This window comes from Serratia sp. FS14 (assembly GCF_000695995.1).
Taxonomy (GTDB): domain Bacteria; phylum Pseudomonadota; class Gammaproteobacteria; order Enterobacterales; family Enterobacteriaceae; genus Serratia; species Serratia nematodiphila.
Genome location: NZ_CP005927.1, coordinates 2,140,858 through 2,157,555, shown reverse-complemented (window position 1 = coordinate 2,157,555; position 16,698 = coordinate 2,140,858). Strand labels below are relative to the sequence as shown.

Genomic DNA, 16,698 nt, shown 5'->3' with positions numbered 1-16,698 from the left:
CGTTTCGCGAACTCGTCGCGGTTACTTGCCGTCTTTACCGACGTGCAGAATGGCCAGGAACGCTTCCTGCGGCAGCTCGACGTTGCCGACCTGCTTCATGCGCTTCTTACCGTCTTTCTGCTTCTGCAGCAGCTTTTTCTTACGGCTGACGTCACCGCCGTAGCATTTCGCCAGCACGTTTTTACGCAGCTGCTTCACGGTGGAGCGCGCGATGATGTGCGTGCCGATCGCCGCCTGAATCGCGATGTCGAACTGCTGACGCGGGATCAGATCTTTCATCTTCTCCACCAATTCACGGCCGCGGTACTGCGAGTTGTCGCGGTGAGTGATCAGCGCCAGCGCATCCACGCGCTCGTTGTTGATCAGCACGTCCACGCGCACCATGTCGGAGGCCTGGAAGCGCTTGAAGTTGTAATCCAGCGACGCATAACCGCGCGACGTGGACTTCAAGCGGTCGAAGAAGTCGAGCACCACTTCCGCCATCGGGATTTCATAGGTCAGCGCCACCTGGTTGCCGTGGTAGACCATGTTGGTCTGCACGCCGCGCTTCTCAACGCACAGGGTGATGACGTTGCCCAGGTATTCCTGCGGCATCAGCATGTGACATTCGGCGATCGGCTCGCGCAGTTCCTGGATGTTGTTCAACGGCGGCAGCTTGGATGGGCTGTCGACGTAGATCACTTCCTTGCCGGTGGTTTCCACTTCATAGACTACCGTCGGCGCGGTGGTGATCAGATCCAGATCGTATTCACGCTCCAGACGCTCCTGAATGATCTCCATGTGCAGCAGACCGAGGAAGCCGCAGCGGAAGCCGAAGCCCAACGCGGTGGAGCTTTCCGGTTCGTAGAACAGGGAGGCGTCGTTAAGGCTCAGCTTGCCCAGCGCATCGCGGAAAGATTCATAGTCGTCGGAGCTGATCGGGAACAGACCGGCGTACACCTGAGGCTTCACTTTCTTGAAGCCCGGCAACGCTTTATCCGCCGGCTGACGCGCCTGCGTCAGGGTATCGCCCACCGGCGCACCGAGGATGTCTTTGATCGCACAGACCAGCCAGCCCACTTCGCCGCAGTTCAGCACGTCGCGATCGACCTGCTTCGGCGTGAAGATGCCCAAACGATCGGCGTTATACACCTGGCCGGTGCTCATGACCTTGATCTTGTCGCCCTTGCGCAGCGTGCCGTTCTTGACGCGCACCAGCGACACGACGCCCAGGTAATTATCGAACCAGGAGTCGATGATCAGTGCCTGCAGCGGCGCATCCGGATCGCCCTGCGGCGGCGGAATGTCGCGCACCAGGCGCTCCAGCACGTCGGGCACGCCGACGCCGGTTTTGGCCGAGCAGCGCACGGCATCGGTGGCGTCGATGCCGACGATGTCTTCGATTTCCTGCGCGGCGCGATCCGGATCGGCGGCCGGCAGGTCGATTTTATTCAACACCGGTACCACTTCCAGATCCATTTCGATCGCGGTGTAGCAGTTGGCCAGCGTCTGGGCCTCTACGCCCTGGCCGGCGTCCACCACCAGCAGCGCGCCTTCGCAGGCCGCCAGCGAGCGGGAAACTTCATAGGAGAAGTCAACGTGGCCAGGGGTGTCGATAAAGTTAAGCTGATAGGTCTGCCCATCCTGCGCTTTATAATCCAGCGTCACGCTCTGCGCCTTGATGGTGATGCCGCGCTCGCGCTCCAGATCCATGGAATCGAGCACCTGCGCAGCCATTTCACGGTCGGTCAAGCCACCGCAGATTTGGATAATGCGGTCAGACAGCGTCGACTTACCGTGGTCAATATGGGCAATAATGGAGAAATTTCGTATATGCTTCATTATAAAAGTTTTTCTGCCTTGGTATTTCTGAATTACTCGCCTATAGAAACCCGCATGGACCTAAAGCGACAGTGAATGGGTGAGGCCGTCTTGCACCTGAATCGCTGCATTCTACATGCCACACCACTGAAAACCTAGCGATCGGTGCAGTGAAGGCACTCTATTATGCGCCGCTAAATGTTACAGGGCGCCCCGGCGGGTGAAAACAGATGTTAACGCGGACGATGCGGCCTGAACCCAAGGCTTGCCGGTGCTTCGTGGCCGTCAAACTTCGGCGCTAATACATAACCGGCCACAGCGCAATAAACCCTCTCCGAAATTATAAAAAAAGAATATTTGGATCAACCTCTTAGAATTCCATTTTGCCCCACTTCCTTTAGGAAAAACCCCATATACGCCACCACCGTCCCTCGGATAGAAAGGGCATGAGCTCCGCGACAAAACATTATTCAGGGCACTACATCGGCAGCCCACCGGGGTTCACCAGCATATCTGCGTACGTTGATTGGAAGGTGCATTATGATCGATAAAGGGCAAATGCTGAGCCGGCACGATTTTTCAAAGGTCAACTGGGGCATACTGGCGGCGGCGGCGCTGCTGTTTAGCATGGGGGCGGCGCTGTTGGTGCTGCCGCTGCTGAGCAGCATTGACGAAAGCCAGGTCATCACGCTGTTGCAAGCCGGCGCGGGCACGATTTTACTCGGCTGTACGCTGCTGGCGCTGCGGCATTATCTGCGTCCGACGCTGACCTATCGTCTGTACGAGCACGGCGTGCGGGTCTTTGACAGCCACCATCACAAAGAGCGTTTCATCCCGTTTGAGAAGATCGGCGACATCTATCGCTTTCGCGGCGGCCAGGCTTTTGGCGGGCTGTTTGACGTTACGGCGTTCCGCGCCGGTGCAGATCAGCCCTGGTGCACGGTTTTCAGCAACGTCGCCCACTCGTGGCGATTGGCGGACGTGATCGTCGACCAACAGCTGCAGCAGCGCGGGCCGCTGGCGCTGAATGCGCTCTATCAGGGGGGAACGGTGTCGTTTCACACCATAGAGGGCGACGCGCGCTGGCTGTGGCAGTTGTTGCTCGGCAAGCAGCAAGGCACGCCAACCGAAACGCTGCGGCTGAGCGCCACCCTGCTGACGACGGAAGGGGGAAACGTGCCTATCGAACAGATCCGCGCGTTGGAAAATCATCCGCAGCGCGGCATCCGCTTATTCGATGGCCAGGGAAATGTGCTGTTCGCAATTAACTACGATTCGCTGCTCAGCGCCGATCTATTCATCGCGCTGTTGGAGCATATGATCCACAACCGCATCCCCGCCTATCACAACCCGGCGATGACGCGGCCATCGGTTTAAATCAGCGGGGAGTTTTCCGCCTGCATGCGCATCGCGGTAGGCGGCAACCCAATTTGCAGCACCACCGGCTGGTAATCGGTCTGCTCGCCCAGACGTCGGGCCAAGCGGCGAGCCAGCATAAAGGCTGCACCGCCGCCCAACACGGCGCCGACTGCCGCCGAGGCGTCGCTGCCGAAACAATATTGCAGCAGCGTGCCACCCACCATCATACCCAGCAGCGGCGTCAGGTAAACCAGCATGGCGGAGCGCAGCAGGCTGCCTTCCGCGATGCCGACCTCGACGCGCTGCCCCGGTTCAAGCGGCTGATCGATATGTACCTGCAGCTGATGCTCGGTTTCCGGCACCAGCTCGTTCAGCGCACGCGCGCCACAGCCGGAGCGCGCGGTGCAGCTGCCGCAGCCGGCCTTGGGTTCACAGCGCAGCAGCGCTACGCCCTGTTGCCACGAAACCACCGTGGCCCACTCTTTCATCATTACGGCGATACCTTGAAAGAAATGCTGTCGGCGATGCGCTTGGCCGTCGCCGGCGGCAATTCGCCCACAATCGTGATTTCGTTGCCCGCGCGCACTTCGGTCTGAATGGTGCGGCGCCCCTGACGGTAGTACTGCTGCCCGGCGCCGCTGCCCGCCGGGCTGACGTTGACCGAGAAGCTGAACAGGCCGTCGCTGTAGAGCCGGGATTCCACCGGCACGGCGACGTTCGGCAATTTGCGGCGATTGCGCGCCACCTCGTCCACGCCGGCCGGCAGCCAGCCGGTGCTCCAGCTGAGCTGGACATTTTCCACCGCCGGCAGCGACAGCAGCGGCGGCAGGTTGGCCTTGAGCAGCCCCTGCATCGCGCCCTGCACCTCGGCGCCGACCGCGAAGGAGATCACCCGATATTGCTCCAGCGTTTCGCCGTCGCGATCGAGCAAATCCACCCGCAGCGGCAGCTTGGTGTCTTCGTCCATCCAGACGATGTAGCTGTAGCGGGAACCGTCGCGCGCCACCACGCGCAGCACTTCACACGGCCGATCGGCGATGCGGGTGCTGCCCACGGAGATGAAGTCGTAATACTTCGCCAGACGGGTGAAATCGGCATAAACGATCGCCGGCAGCGCATCGACGATGTGATCGCCGGTGAGCGTGAACGGCTCCAGACCGGGTTCGAAGTAGCTGATCCCGCCGCCGCGCTGCAACACTTCGCGGCGCGGGCCGTCCATATGCAGCAGCTGGCCGAGCGGCACGTTGCCGATCACCGCATGGCGATAGCGCAACGACTCGATTCCCTGCTTGCTGACGCTGATGTAGGCGAGCTCGTAATTGAGAGAACGGCTGGCGCTGCTCATCTGTTGCAATAACGCCCCGGACGCAGTTGGCTGCGCCGGGGCGATGCTGGAATAGAGCAGGCTGCCCGTCAATAAACAAACGGAGAACCAGATTTGCTTCATTACTGCTGTTGCATTCCTAAAGACTGAGTTCCGGGAACCTGAATGGCAGCCTGTTGCGGGTTGCCTTGCTCAAGCTGCAGCTGATCCGAATGCAGGCGACGTTGCAGTTCATAGTCCTGCAGCATGGCGTTGATACGCTTGCGCTGTTCCTGCACCTGCTGCTGTTGGCCGCTGCCGGTGGAGAAACTGTCGGCAGGAACGCCCAGGCTGACCGGCGAGGCCTGCCCCATGATCGGCAGCGTGGTGAAGGCCGGCGATTCGGACGCGTTCGATGTCGCAGAAGGCTGGTTGTAGTGCTGCACGCCGACGATCACCGCCAGCGACACGCAGGCCGCCATGCCGATTTGCGTAATCTGGCTCGCCCAAGGACGCACTTTGTCCCAGAACGGCATTTTCTGCCAGGTGTGAGGCTGCGGCTGAGATTCCTGAACGGCGGAAGGCACCAGCCGGGCGGGTTCTTTCTCAAGTGCAGCGGCGACGCGATCGGCGATGTCGAGATGCATCACTTGTCCGACATCACCTCGCAGTGTGTCACGTATCAGGTGATAGCTCTGCCAGCTTTGTTGAAGCGTTCGATCTTGCGACAGAGAACTCAACAGCTCGCTGTCGAACGATTCACCATCCATCAGAGCGGAAAGCTTTTCTTTCTGCATGCCTAAGTACCCTTCCTGTGCCCGCCATTGCTAACGCTGGATCAGCGGTTGAACTTTATTATCGATAGCTTCCCGGGCGCGGAAAATACGCGAACGTACGGTTCCGACCGGGCAATCCATGATGGCGGCTATTTCTTCGTAGCTTAGACCATCCAACTCCCGCAGGGTAATCGCCATGCGAAGATCCTCAGGGAGAGACTCAATGGTACGGAAAACTATCTGTCTCAGCTCTTCTGACAACATTAAGTTCTCAGGGTTCGAAATTTCTTTCAGTGCGCCCGCACTTTCGTAATTTTCCGCATCGTTGGCGTCCACATCACTGGATGGCGGACGGCGCCCCTGAGCAACCAGATAATTCTTTGCCGTGTTCACGGCGATTCGATACAACCAGGTATAAAAAGCGCTGTCGCCACGGAACGATTCCAGTGCGCGATAGGCCTTGATAAACGACTCCTGCACCACATCGGGCACATCGCCCTGCGGCACATAGCGGGAAACGAGACTCGCCACCTTATGCTGATAGCGCACTACCAGTAGGTTAAACGACTTCTGGTCGCCCTTTTGGACCCGCTCGACCAGAACTTGATCCGTTAACTGCTCGCTCATCCGAGGTAAACTCTCCCCAAATCCGTCTCCACGCGTAAAATTGTACTGCCAGCCATACATTATTTTCCTGAGCAAGCACTCGCTTGGAGTTCATATAGAACACGAAGTTCCATATCGCCATTGTTTTTTCTGTTGATGTCACCCTATCCGTGGCTTTTGCCCGGACAGTTAGGCTAACATGAAATTCACTCTTCTTCTGCACACATCATACGTTATGCAACCATCATCTGAACATGTTAGCGATGTACTGATCGTCGGCAGCGGCGCTGCGGGCCTGTCACTGGCGCTGCGCCTGGCGCAGCATTGCAAGGTTACCGTTCTCAGCAAGGGGCCGCTCAGCGAGGGAGCCACCTTTTACGCCCAGGGCGGGATCGCCGCGGTGTTCGATGAGACGGACAGCATTGCCTCACACGTTGATGACACTTTGATTGCCGGTGCCGGCCTGTGCGACAAAGAGGCCGTCGAATTCATCGCCGGCAACGCGCGCCACTGCGTGCAATGGCTGATCGATCAGGGCGTGCTGTTCGACACCGAGGTCAACGCGCAGGGCGAGGCGCATTATCACCTCACGCGCGAAGGCGGCCACAGCCATCGCCGCATCCTGCACGCCGCAGACGCTACCGGTAAGGAAGTAGAGACCACGCTGGTAGGGAAAGCAAGCGCTCACCCCAATATTTGCGTGATGGAACGCCGCAACGCGGTCGACCTTATTACCTCGAACAAAATCGGCCTGCCTGGCACCCGCCGCGTAGTGGGCGCTTACGTCTGGAACCGCGAGTTGGAGCGAGTGGAAACCTACCGCGCCAAAACGGTGGTGCTGGCGACCGGCGGCGCGGCCAAGGTGTACCAATACACCACCAACCCGGACATCTCCTCCGGCGACGGCATCGCCATGGCCTGGCGCGCCGGCTGCCGGGTCGCCAACCTGGAGTTCAACCAGTTCCACCCGACCTGCCTGTTCCATCCGCAGGCGCGCAACTTCCTGCTGACCGAAGCGCTGCGTGGCGAAGGGGCTTACCTGAAGCGCCCGGACGGCAGCCGCTTTATGCCGGATTTCGACCCGCGCGGCGAACTGGCCCCGCGCGATATCGTCGCCCGCGCCATCGACCATGAAATGAAGCGCCTGGGCGCCGACTGCATGTACCTGGACATCAGCCACAAGCCGGCGGCGTTCATCACCCAGCACTTCCCGATGATCCACGAAAAGTTGCTGACGCTGGGCTTCGATCTGACCCGGCAACCGATCCCTATCGTCCCGGCGGCACACTACACCTGCGGCGGCGTGATGGTCGATCAGCACGGCCGCACCGATCTCGACGGGCTGTACGCCATCGGCGAGGTCAGCTACACCGGCCTGCACGGCGCCAATCGCATGGCGTCGAATTCGCTGCTGGAGTGTCTGGTTTACGGTTGGTCGGCGGCGGAAGACATTCTGCAGCGCCTGCCATTCATCCAGCAGGCCAAACAGGTGCCGCACTGGGATGAAAGCCGGGTGGACGATGCGGACGAACGGGTGGTGATCCAGCACAACTGGCACGAGCTGCGGCTGTTCATGTGGGATTACGTCGGCATCGTGCGCACCACCAAGCGCCTTGAGCGCGCCCTGCGCCGCATCAATACGCTGCAGGCGGAAATCGACGAGTACTACGCTCACTTCCGCATCTCCAATAACCTGCTGGAGCTGCGCAATCTGGTGCAGGTGGCCGAGCTTATCGTGCGCAGCGCTATGGCGCGCAAAGAGAGCCGCGGCCTGCACTACACGCTGGACTACCCGGATTTGCTGCCGGAAGCGCTGCCGACCATTTTGCAGCCTTAAACCATGCGACAGGGCGCCTTATCGGCGCCCTTTTCCTTTCAGTAGAACAGATAGAAGTCGGCGATCAAGCGGCGGAAATCGTCGGTATAGCTGCCGTCGGCCTGTTTGATCGCCAGCGCCTGCTCCCGCAGCGGCGTTTCCTTACGCATCAGCGCCAGCAGCACCCGGTGCCGCGGCGTATCGGCCCGATCGCTGACGTTCACTTTCGCCGCCGTGTGCCAGCCGCTTTGCTGCGCCAGGCGTTCAAATTCGGCGCCGATGTCGTGCGGCAGCACCACGCAGAACGTACCCTGTTCCGCCAGCAGCTGCGCCGCGCAGGCCAACAGCGCGTCATGCGTCAGGGTTTCGGTGTAGCGCGCGTTGTGGCGCGCCTGATCGCGGCAGGCCACCGCCGGCTCAAAATAAGGCGGATTGCTGACGATCAGATCATACTCAGCGGCATGCTGCTGCGCATAATGGTGAATATCCTGCGCATGCACGCGGATGCGCTGCGGCCACGGCGATTCCGCCGCGTTTTCGCGCGCCTGGCCGGCGGCGGCTTCGTCCAGTTCCACCGCGTCGACGGTCACCTCGTCGCCGCTGCGCTGCGCCAGCATCAGCGCGATCAGCCCGCTGCCGCTGCCGATGTCCAGCACCCGGCGCGCCTGCCCCACCGGCGCCCAGGCGCCGAGCAACACCCCGTCGGTGCCCACTTTCATGGCGCAACGATCGTGGGCGACAAAGAATTGTTTAAAGGTAAATCCCCCGCGGCGCGGGGTAAAATCAGCTTTCGATCGCTTGCTCACACTCACCACCTGGCTATAAAACTGGCGTAGCATAAGGCAATCTGATCGGCGGGAAAAGAGCGGCTTTCCGCTTAAATAGGTGAAGATCGCGGCCAACCCGTCTATAATCGGCGCCCCAAGTAGAGGTAGACCATGACAGCAACCACTTTTTCCGAACTCGAACTCGATGATCGCCTGATCGACGCGCTGCGCGACAAAGGCTACGATCGCCCCACCGCCATTCAGGCCGCTGCGATCCCGCCGGCGATGGACGGGCGCGACGTCTTAGGTTCGGCTCCGACCGGCACCGGCAAAACCGCCGCCTTCCTGCTGCCCGTGTTGCAGCACCTGCTGGACTTTCCACGCAAGAAATCCGGCCCGCCGCGCGTGCTGATCCTGACGCCAACGCGTGAACTGGCGATGCAGGTCGCCGACCAGGCGCGTGAATTGGCTGCTCATACCTCGCTGGATATCGCCACCATCACCGGCGGCGTCGCTTACATGAACCACGCGGAAGTGTTCAGCGAAAACCAGGACGTGGTGGTCGCCACCACCGGCCGCTTGCTGCAATACATTAAAGAAGAGAACTTCGACTGCCGCGCGGTGGAAACCCTGATCCTCGACGAAGCCGACCGCATGCTCGATATGGGCTTCGCGCAGGACATCGAAACCATCTCCGCCGAAACCCGCTGGCGCAACCAGACGCTGCTGTTCTCCGCCACGCTGGAAGGCGAAGCGATCCGCGAATTCGCCGAACGCATCCTGAAAGAGCCGGTGGAAGTGGAAGCCGATCCGTCGCGCCGCGAACGCAAGAAGATCCTGCAGTGGTACTACCGCGCCGATGACGTGCAGCACAAAACCGCGCTGCTGATCCACCTGCTGAAGCAGCCGGACGTGCAAAAATCGGTGATCTTCGTGCGCAAGCGCGAGCGCGTGCATGAACTGGCCACCTGGCTGCGCGAAGCGGGCATCAACACCTGCTATCTCGAAGGCGAAATGGTGCAGGCCAAACGCAACGAAGCGGTCAAACGCATGATGGATGGCCGGGTTAACGTGCTGGTGGCCACCGACGTTGCCGCGCGCGGCCTGGATATCCTCGATATCACCCACGTGTTCAACTTCGACATGCCGCGCACTGCGGATACCTACCTGCACCGCATCGGCCGTACCGGCCGCGCCGGGCGCAAAGGCACCGCCATTTCGCTGGTGGAAGCGCACGATCATCTGCTGCTGGGCAAAGTGGGCCGTTACCTGAACGAACCGCTGAAAGCGCGCGTGATCGACGAACTGCGGCCGAAAACCAAGGTGCCGAACGAGAAGAGCAACGGCAAGCCATCGAAGAAAGTGCTGGCCAAGCGCGCGGAAGACAAGGCGAAGAACAAAGAAAAGGCCAAGGTGAAAGTGCGCCATCGCGACGCCAAAAACGTCGGCAAACGCCGTCAGGCGAAGGCCAAGCCGGCCGGCGACGCGGAATAGGAATAACCGTCGCAACCTAAGAAAAAACCGCCTGTGCAGGCGGTTTTTTTATGGGCGTTTACTGCTGCGCGTAATGCGTGGCCAGGCGGCGCCCCTGCAGCCATTTATCCAGCTCGCGGAACTGCGCCTTCAGCTCGTCATTCTGCAAATGCGCCGGCGTTTGCGAGAAGTAAAACTGGAACGCATAACCCTGCTGATTGCGCGCCCGGGCATCGGCACCGGCCTGCAACAGCAACAGCGCCAGGTGCGGCGCGTTGATCTTCGCCGCCAGATGCAGCGGGGTATCCCCCAGCCGATCGCTCAACGTGGTGTCCGCCCCGGCCGCCAGCAGCAGCCGCAGCTGTTCCTCACGCCCGGCCAGCACCGCCGCCGCGAGCGGCGTGGCGCCGGTAACGGCATTGCGCACGTTCACCTGCGCCCCTTCGGTCAGCAACAACCGCAGATACTGTGCGTCTTGCAACATCGCCGCGGTGTGCAGCGCGCTGTTGCCGTCCAGTCCCGCCGTCGCCGGGTCGGCGCCGAGCTCCAGCAACGTCCGCACGCTGGCCGGCTGCTGAGAAAGCACCGCCCACTGCAACAGCGTGACCTGCCGATCGCCCCGTTCGCGCAAGCGCTCCTGTGTGGCCTGCGCACCGATGTCCTGCGTATCGCCGCGCGCCACCGCCTGAGCCAGCGCCTGGTTGCTGCGGCCGTCAAACGGTGAAATCTCCTGCCCCATCTGTTGCTCCTTAGCCATCATCAGTAAACCGGTCACCGCGACCAGCGCCAGTAAGGCTATCGCCAGCGCCCGCCACAAGCGGCGCCCTTCAGGCATTGGCCTTGGCCTCCCACGGCTTTTGTTCCGCCATCGAGCTTATCACCTTGTCGATGCCGTGCGCCGTCAGGCTGCGATCCAGATGCTTGCTCGGCCGCCAGTCATCGATGCCGGTCAGGGTATCGTTGTTGGCCAGGGTAATATTGTGGCCGATGGCGTCCGGGATCAGCGAAGTCGACTCCTGGGTGCTGGTCAGCATGTCATATTGCTCGCTGTAACGGCGAATGCCACCGGCTTCGGCGTCTTTCTTCGCCGCCGCCGGATCGATACCCAGGCGATTCAGGGTGTAATCCGACACCCCGGCCGCATTGAAGGTGACCGCGACGGTGCCGGTCGCCAGCGCAGCCGTGGCCGCCAGACCGCCGCCGAGCGAATGGCCGGCGATCACCAGCGCATCGCCGAAGGCCACCTTGGCGCTTTTGGCGGCGGCAACCGCCTGATTGTACTGCACATCGTCATAACCCGTCGCCTGCCGCACGTTGCTCAGCCAGTCGCGCCAGTCGTTGGTACCGGCGAACGCCAACACATACTGCTTGTCGTTGCTGTAAATCCCGGCCTGGAAACCGCTGCCCGCGTCGTGCAGGCTGGCGGGATCGATGCCGAACCCGAGCAACGCGCTGTCGCTCAGACGGTTGAACCCGGCGGCGCCCTGGCCGTTCAGCGAGTAAACGTCCTTGGCCAACAGCGCCAACGCATAATCGCCTTCCTGAGATTGTTGTCCCCGGGTCACGCCCGGCGCAACCGCCGTCGGCGCCGCCGCGGAGATATCGCCGACCAGCGTATTCAACAGGTTCTGCGCGTTCAGCGTATTCTGAGAAGGGGTGGCCACCGGCGCCGGATTTGCCGGCGCTGCCGCAGGCTGCGATGCCGTCGCCGTTTCGGCAGCGGCGCGAGGTGTAGGGATCGCGGCCACCGGGGATACTGCAGAGGTAAAACTTAAAGGCATACTCATGCCGACTCCTTGTCGATAGACTTTTTTATTTAGCACCTGAATAGGTGCTGATTTAGCTATCGGCAGGTCGGATGAGTTCTGTATCAGGAATGCTTATCTTTGTGCAGAATGTGATCCGCCTTCAGTTTTCGGCCGTCAAGCGCAAAAAAGGGAGCCGAAGCTCCCTGATTGACTGCGCCGCCGATTACAGGCTTTCGGTAAAGGTGCGGGCGATAACGTCGCGCTGCTGTTCCGGCGTCAGGGAATTGAAACGCACCGCATAGCCGGACACGCGGATGGTCAGCTGCGGGTATTTTTCCGGATGCTTGACCGCGTCTTCCAGAGTTTCGCGACGCAGCACGTTGACGTTCAGGTGCTGGCCGCCTTCCACGCGCACGGTCGGCTGCATTTCCAGCGGCACTTCACGGTATTCGATCTGGCCCAGATCGCTGACCGCGACAACCTGATCTTCCGCGTAGTTGGCCTTGGCGCACACGCAGCGAGCTTCCGCTTTTTCATCGTCCAGCAGCCAGAAAGAATTCACCAGCGCCTGGTCGTTCGCTTTGGTAATTTGAATACCGGTAATCATTATGTTGCCTCCGTACAAGGGCGTAAAAATTCACATCGTGAGAAAACCCAATTCTGGTTTCGGCCATTTGGTAAAACCATTGTTGTCTTGTTGTTCTGTATACCAGCCTGACCGAGTCAGTTCTTTGATTAAAGTCAATTTTTACCGGGTAGGCACAAGGCGTGAAGGGGCAAAATTATGTTTTATATCAATTTTCCCGTCGCGCTAAAAAACAATTATTTTTGTAAATTTTCAAAAATAATTGCATTGCAAACGGCGGCGAGAAATGAAAAGCGGGTTTCGCTGCGCGGGCCGACACGGTAAGCTATAGCCCATGAATTGCTAAAGAAAACAAAGGAGAGCGTTTATGGCCACCTCCCTCACCTGGCATGACGTGATCGGCAAAGAGAAAGAGCAGCCCTATTTTGTTGAAACGCTCGCCTTTGTTGCCGCTGAGCGCCAGGCCGGTAAGACCATTTATCCACCACAGAAAGACGTGTTCAACGCGTTCCGCTTTACCGAGCTGGCGGACGTTAAAGTCGTTATTCTCGGCCAAGATCCCTACCACGGCCCCAATCAGGCGCACGGCCTCTCTTTCTCGGTGCGCCCCGGCGTGCCGGCGCCGCCGTCGCTGGTGAACATGTATAAAGAGCTGGCGACAGACATTCCCGGTTTCGAACGCCCTGATCACGGCTACCTGCAAAGCTGGGCCGAACAGGGGGTGCTGCTGCTCAACACCGTGCTGACGGTGGAAGGCGGCCGCGCGCACTCGCACGCCAACCTGGGCTGGGAAACCTTTACCGATAAAGTGATCGCCGCCCTGAACGAGAATCGCGAAGGCGTGGTGTTCCTGCTGTGGGGCTCGCACGCGCAGAAGAAAGGCAACTTTATCGACCGCAACCGCCACCATGTGCTGAAAGCGCCGCACCCGTCGCCGCTCTCCGCACACCGCGGTTTCCTCGGCTGCCGCCACTTCTCGCAGGCCAATCAGCTGCTGGAGCAGCAAGGGCTCACGCCGATCGACTGGATGCCGCGCCTGCCGCAGGCGTAGTCCAGAGACAAAAAAGGCACCCTCGGGTGCCTTTCTTTATATCGTTGCCGGGGCGATTACGCCTTGGCTTTGGAGACCGCGACCATCGCCGGGCGCAGCAGGCGGCCGTTCAGCGTGTAGCCTTTCTGCATCACCATCATCACGTGGTTCGGCTGGTGATCGGCGGATTCCATCATGCTCATCGCCTGATGCACTTCCGGGTTGAACGGCACGTTGACGTCGCCGACGATTTCGATGCCGTACTTGCGCACCACGTCCAGCAGCGATTTCAGCGTCAGCTCGATGCCTTCGATCATCGCGGCCAGTTCCGGATTGTTTTTATCCGCCAGATCCAGCGCGCGCTCCAGGTTGTCGATCACCGGCAGCAGATCGCCGGAGAATTTCTCCAGGGCGAACTTGTGCGCTTTCTCGACGTCCAGTTCGGCGCGGCGACGGATGTTTTCCGCTTCCGCTTTGGCGCGCAGCAGGCTGTCGCGCTCTTGCTGCTGAGCTTCCGCCAGTTGGGCTTCCAGTTCGGCGATACGCGCATCGCGCAGATCGACGCCTTCCGCCGCTTCCGGCAGCGTATCCTCGTGATGAGCGTGTTGTTCCATTTCTTCCGAGACTTGCTCGTTTGGCGTCTTCTGTTCTTTACTACTCATGAATATCTCCGCGTTTTAGCATTAATCTCGCAACTTGGCTTATTATGGGGATCAAAACCGGGGTTTCAAGTCAACCGGTCACAATGTGGGGCATAAACGGGTCCCGGTGAGGAAAATCACAACAAATGAATAAAAAATTCGCCTGTATTGGCATTGTTGGCCACCCGCGTCACCCTTCAGCGCTGGCAACCCACGAGATGCTGTTCCACTGGCTGGTCGCCCGCGGCTATTCGGTGATGGTCGAACGCCAAATCGCCCATGATTTGGGGCTGAAAGACGCCGTCACCGGCAGCCTGGCGGATATCGGCCAGCGTGCCGATCTGGCGGTGGTGGTCGGCGGCGACGGCAACATGCTCGGCGCCGCGCGCGTGCTGGCGCGCTACGACATCAAGGTGATCGGAGTCAATCGCGGCAACCTCGGCTTCCTTACCGATCTCGATCCCGACAACGCTCTGCAGCAGCTGGCGGACGTGCTGGAAGGCGAGTATATCGACGAACAGCGTTTCCTGCTGGAAACCATCGTGCATAAAGAGCACCAGCAGTGCCGCATCAGCACCGCCATCAACGAGGTGGTGCTGCACCCCGGCAAAGTGGCGCACATGATCGAATTCGAAGTGTACATCGACGATCGCTTCGCCTTCTCACAGCGCTCCGACGGCCTGATCATCGCCACCCCGACCGGTTCCACCGCCTACTCGCTCTCCGCCGGCGGGCCGATCCTCACCCCATCGCTGGAGGCGATCGCGCTGGTGCCGATGTTCCCGCACACCCTTTCCGCCCGGCCGCTGGTGATCAACGGCGACAGCACCATCCGCCTGAAGTTTTCGCAGATCGGCAGCGATCTGGAGATCAGCTGCGACAGCCAGATCGCGCTGCCGATCCAGGAAGGCGAAGAAGTGCTGATCCGCCGCAGCAACTTCCATCTGAACCTGATTCACCCGAAGGACTACAGCTATTTCAACACGTTAAGCACCAAGTTGGGCTGGTCGAAAAAATTGTTCTAAAATCTGCATCGGCCACTTTACTGTATATAAAACCAGTTTATACTGTATGAAACTACAGTTATGTATTTATACACAGGAAGGTTCCCATGCTGGCGCAATTAACCATCAGCAACTTTGCTATCGTTCGTGAGTTGGAAATCGATTTTCAACCGGGCATGACGGCGATCACCGGTGAAACCGGCGCCGGCAAATCCATCGCCATCGATGCGCTGGGGCTGTGCCTCGGCAACCGCGCCGACGGCAACGTGGTGCGCCTGGGAGCCGCCCGCGCCGACATCTGCGCCCGCTTCTCGCTGGCGGATACCCCGTCCGCGCGCGAGTGGCTGGAGCAAAACCAGTTGGACGACAGCAACGAATGCCTGCTGCGCCGGGTGATCAACGCCGACGGCCGTTCGCGCGGCTTTATCAACGGCACCGCCGTGCCGCTGTCGCAGCTGCGCGAGCTGGGGCAACGCCTGATTCAAATCCACGGTCAACACGCCCATCAGCTGCTGCTCAAGCCGGAGCACCAAAAAGCGCTGCTCGACGCCTACGCCGACGAACCCGCCCTGCTGGCGGCGATGAGCCAAGCCTACCAACGCTGGCACCAGAGCTGCCGCGAGCTGGCGCACCATCAGCAGCAGTCCATCGAGCGCGAAGCGCGCAAGCAGCTGCTGCAATACCAATTGAAAGAGCTGAACGAATTCGCGCCGCAGGCCGGCGAGTTCGAGCAGACCGACGCCGAGTACAAGCGCCTGGCCAACAGCGGCCAGCTGCTGACCCTCAGCCAGCAAACGTTGCAGCTGCTGGCCGACAGCGACGAGAACAACATGCTCAGCCAGCTTTACAGCGCCAAACACCTGCTGCTTGAACTGGCCGGGTTGGACGATAAGCTCAGCGGCCTGCTGGACATGCTGGAAGAGGCCTCTATCCAGATCAGCGAAGCCAGCGACGAGCTGCGCCATTACGCCGATCGCATGGATCTCGATCCCAACCGCCTGCACGAGCTGGAACAACGCCTGTCGCGCCAAATCAGCCTGGCGCGCAAACATCAGGTCGCGCCGGAGGAGCTGCCGCAGCTGCATCAGCAGTTGCTGGATGAACAGCAGCTGCTGTCTCAGCAGGAAAGCGACCATGAACACCTGAACGAGGCGGTCACCCTGCATCACCAGCAGGCGCTGGCGCTGGCGGAAGAGCTGCACCAGAAACGCCTGCACTACGCCGCCGAGCTGACCACGCTCATTACCGACAGCATGCAGGCGCTCTCCATGCCGCACGGCAAGTTCAACATCGACGTGCGCTTCGAACCGCAGCACCTGAGCGCCGAGGGGGCCAGCCGCACCGAGTTCTGCGTCTCCACCAACCCGGGGCAGCCGCTGCAGCCGCTGGCGAAGGTCGCCTCCGGCGGTGAGCTGTCGCGCATCGCGCTGGCCATTCAGGTGATCACCGCCCGCAAGATGGAAACCCCGGCGCTGATCTTCGATGAGGTGGACGTGGGCATCAGCGGCCCGACCGCCGCCATCGTCGGCCGTCTGCTGCGCCAGCTCGGCGAATCCACCCAGGTGATGTGCGTCACCCACCTGCCGCAGGTGGCCGGATGCGGGCATCAGCACCTGTTCGTCAGCAAGCAGACCGACGGCACGGTCACCGAAACCCAGATGGCGCCGCTGGATAAACGCGCCCGCCTGCAGGAGCTGGCGCGCCTGCTCGGCGGCAGCGAAGTCACCCGCAATACGCTGGCCAATGCCAAAGAACTGCTGGCGGCATAAAAAAGCTCAACTTTTTCACT

16 protein-coding genes are annotated in these 16,698 nt (G+C 60.5%); 6 read left to right on the top strand and 10 right to left on the bottom strand.

From position 1 onward, the window contains the following. Positions 1-21: 21 nt before the first annotated feature. The gene (gene lepA / locus L085_RS09770) at positions 22-1,821 is read right to left on the bottom strand and encodes a translation elongation factor 4 (protein WP_004929150.1); all 1,800 of its coding nucleotides are present in this window, start codon (positions 1,819-1,821) and stop codon (positions 22-24) included. A 519-nt stretch (positions 1,822-2,340) separates the two neighbouring features. Here lepA and L085_RS09765 point away from each other — a divergent pair. Continuing rightward, a complete protein-coding gene (locus L085_RS09765) occupies positions 2,341-3,177 on the top strand; it encodes a hypothetical protein (RefSeq protein WP_044030651.1) in 837 nt (278 codons plus the stop codon). On the opposite strand, the gene rseC is transcribed toward L085_RS09765, so the two are convergent. The 4 genes from rseC to rpoE are packed head-to-tail and all read right to left on the bottom strand — an operon-like array spanning position 3,174 to position 5,865. Continuing rightward, on the bottom strand, positions 3,174-3,650 hold the full coding sequence (gene rseC, locus L085_RS09760; protein WP_044030650.1) for a SoxR-reducing system protein RseC: 477 nt from the start codon (positions 3,648-3,650) through the stop codon (positions 3,174-3,176). The two genes, L085_RS09765 and rseC, sit on opposite strands and share 4 nt — an antisense overlap. Further along, positions 3,650-4,606, bottom strand: coding sequence for a sigma-E factor regulatory protein RseB (gene rseB, locus L085_RS09755; protein ID WP_004929141.1), 957 nt, complete (start codon positions 4,604-4,606; stop codon positions 3,650-3,652). The genes rseC and rseB overlap by 1 nt, the downstream gene beginning before the upstream one ends. Then, entirely contained in the window at positions 4,606-5,259 is a 654-nt protein-coding gene (rseA, locus tag L085_RS09750) for an anti-sigma-E factor RseA (RefSeq protein ID WP_015378809.1), read from the bottom strand. Before rseA ends, rseB begins: the two co-directional genes overlap by 1 nt. A 30-nt stretch (positions 5,260-5,289) precedes the next feature. After that, positions 5,290-5,865, bottom strand: a complete 576-nt coding sequence (gene rpoE, locus L085_RS09745) for an RNA polymerase sigma factor RpoE (protein ID WP_004929136.1) — start codon at positions 5,863-5,865, stop codon at positions 5,290-5,292. 214 nt (positions 5,866-6,079) lie between these two features. Here rpoE and nadB point away from each other — a divergent pair, with 214 nt between their 5' ends. Next, entirely contained in the window at positions 6,080-7,681 is a 1,602-nt protein-coding gene (nadB, locus tag L085_RS09740) for an L-aspartate oxidase (protein ID WP_004929128.1), read from the top strand. A gap of 38 nt (positions 7,682-7,719) precedes the next feature. On the opposite strand, the gene L085_RS09735 is transcribed toward nadB, so the two are convergent. Beyond that, positions 7,720-8,499 (bottom strand): methyltransferase, encoded by a 780-nt coding sequence (locus L085_RS09735; RefSeq protein ID WP_044030649.1) that lies wholly within the window; start codon positions 8,497-8,499, stop codon positions 7,720-7,722. Between the two features lie 99 nt (positions 8,500-8,598). Here L085_RS09735 and srmB point away from each other — a divergent pair, with 99 nt between their 5' ends. After that, positions 8,599-9,921 (top strand): ATP-dependent RNA helicase SrmB, encoded by a 1,323-nt coding sequence (gene srmB / locus L085_RS09730; RefSeq protein WP_016929798.1) that lies wholly within the window; start codon positions 8,599-8,601, stop codon positions 9,919-9,921. Positions 9,922-9,979: 58 nt separating this feature from the next. Here srmB and L085_RS09725 read toward each other — a convergent pair whose 3' ends face one another. From L085_RS09725 to grcA, 3 genes are all read right to left on the bottom strand, one after another. Next, positions 9,980-10,735, bottom strand: a complete 756-nt coding sequence (locus tag L085_RS09725) for an ankyrin repeat domain-containing protein (RefSeq protein WP_044030648.1) — start codon at positions 10,733-10,735, stop codon at positions 9,980-9,982. After that, on the bottom strand, positions 10,728-11,687 hold the full coding sequence (locus tag L085_RS09720; protein WP_044030647.1) for a DUF2974 domain-containing protein: 960 nt from the start codon (positions 11,685-11,687) through the stop codon (positions 10,728-10,730). Before L085_RS09720 ends, L085_RS09725 begins: the two co-directional genes overlap by 8 nt. Before the next feature lie 184 nt (positions 11,688-11,871). After that, positions 11,872-12,255 carry an autonomous glycyl radical cofactor GrcA gene (gene grcA, locus L085_RS09715; protein WP_004929114.1) on the bottom strand — a complete coding sequence of 128 codons (384 nt, stop codon included), beginning with the start codon at positions 12,253-12,255 and terminating at the stop codon, positions 11,872-11,874. Between the two features lie 346 nt (positions 12,256-12,601). Between grcA and ung the strand changes: the two genes are divergently transcribed. Further along, positions 12,602-13,285, top strand: coding sequence for a uracil-DNA glycosylase (gene ung, locus L085_RS09710; RefSeq protein ID WP_004929112.1), 684 nt, complete (start codon positions 12,602-12,604; stop codon positions 13,283-13,285). 56 nt (positions 13,286-13,341) lie between these two features. Here the strand turns inward: ung and grpE are convergent, their stop codons facing one another. Continuing rightward, a complete protein-coding gene (gene grpE / locus L085_RS09705; protein WP_016929801.1) occupies positions 13,342-13,926 on the bottom strand; it encodes a nucleotide exchange factor GrpE in 585 nt (194 codons plus the stop codon). Positions 13,927-14,051: 125 nt separating this feature from the next. Here grpE and nadK point away from each other — a divergent pair, with 125 nt between their 5' ends. Next, on the top strand, positions 14,052-14,930 hold the full coding sequence (gene nadK / locus L085_RS09700) for an NAD(+) kinase (RefSeq protein ID WP_004929107.1): 879 nt from the start codon (positions 14,052-14,054) through the stop codon (positions 14,928-14,930). An 86-nt stretch (positions 14,931-15,016) separates the two neighbouring features. After that, the gene (recN, locus tag L085_RS09695; protein WP_004929104.1) at positions 15,017-16,678 is read left to right on the top strand and encodes a DNA repair protein RecN; all 1,662 of its coding nucleotides are present in this window, start codon (positions 15,017-15,019) and stop codon (positions 16,676-16,678) included. The last annotated feature ends 20 nt before the right edge of the window (positions 16,679-16,698 follow it).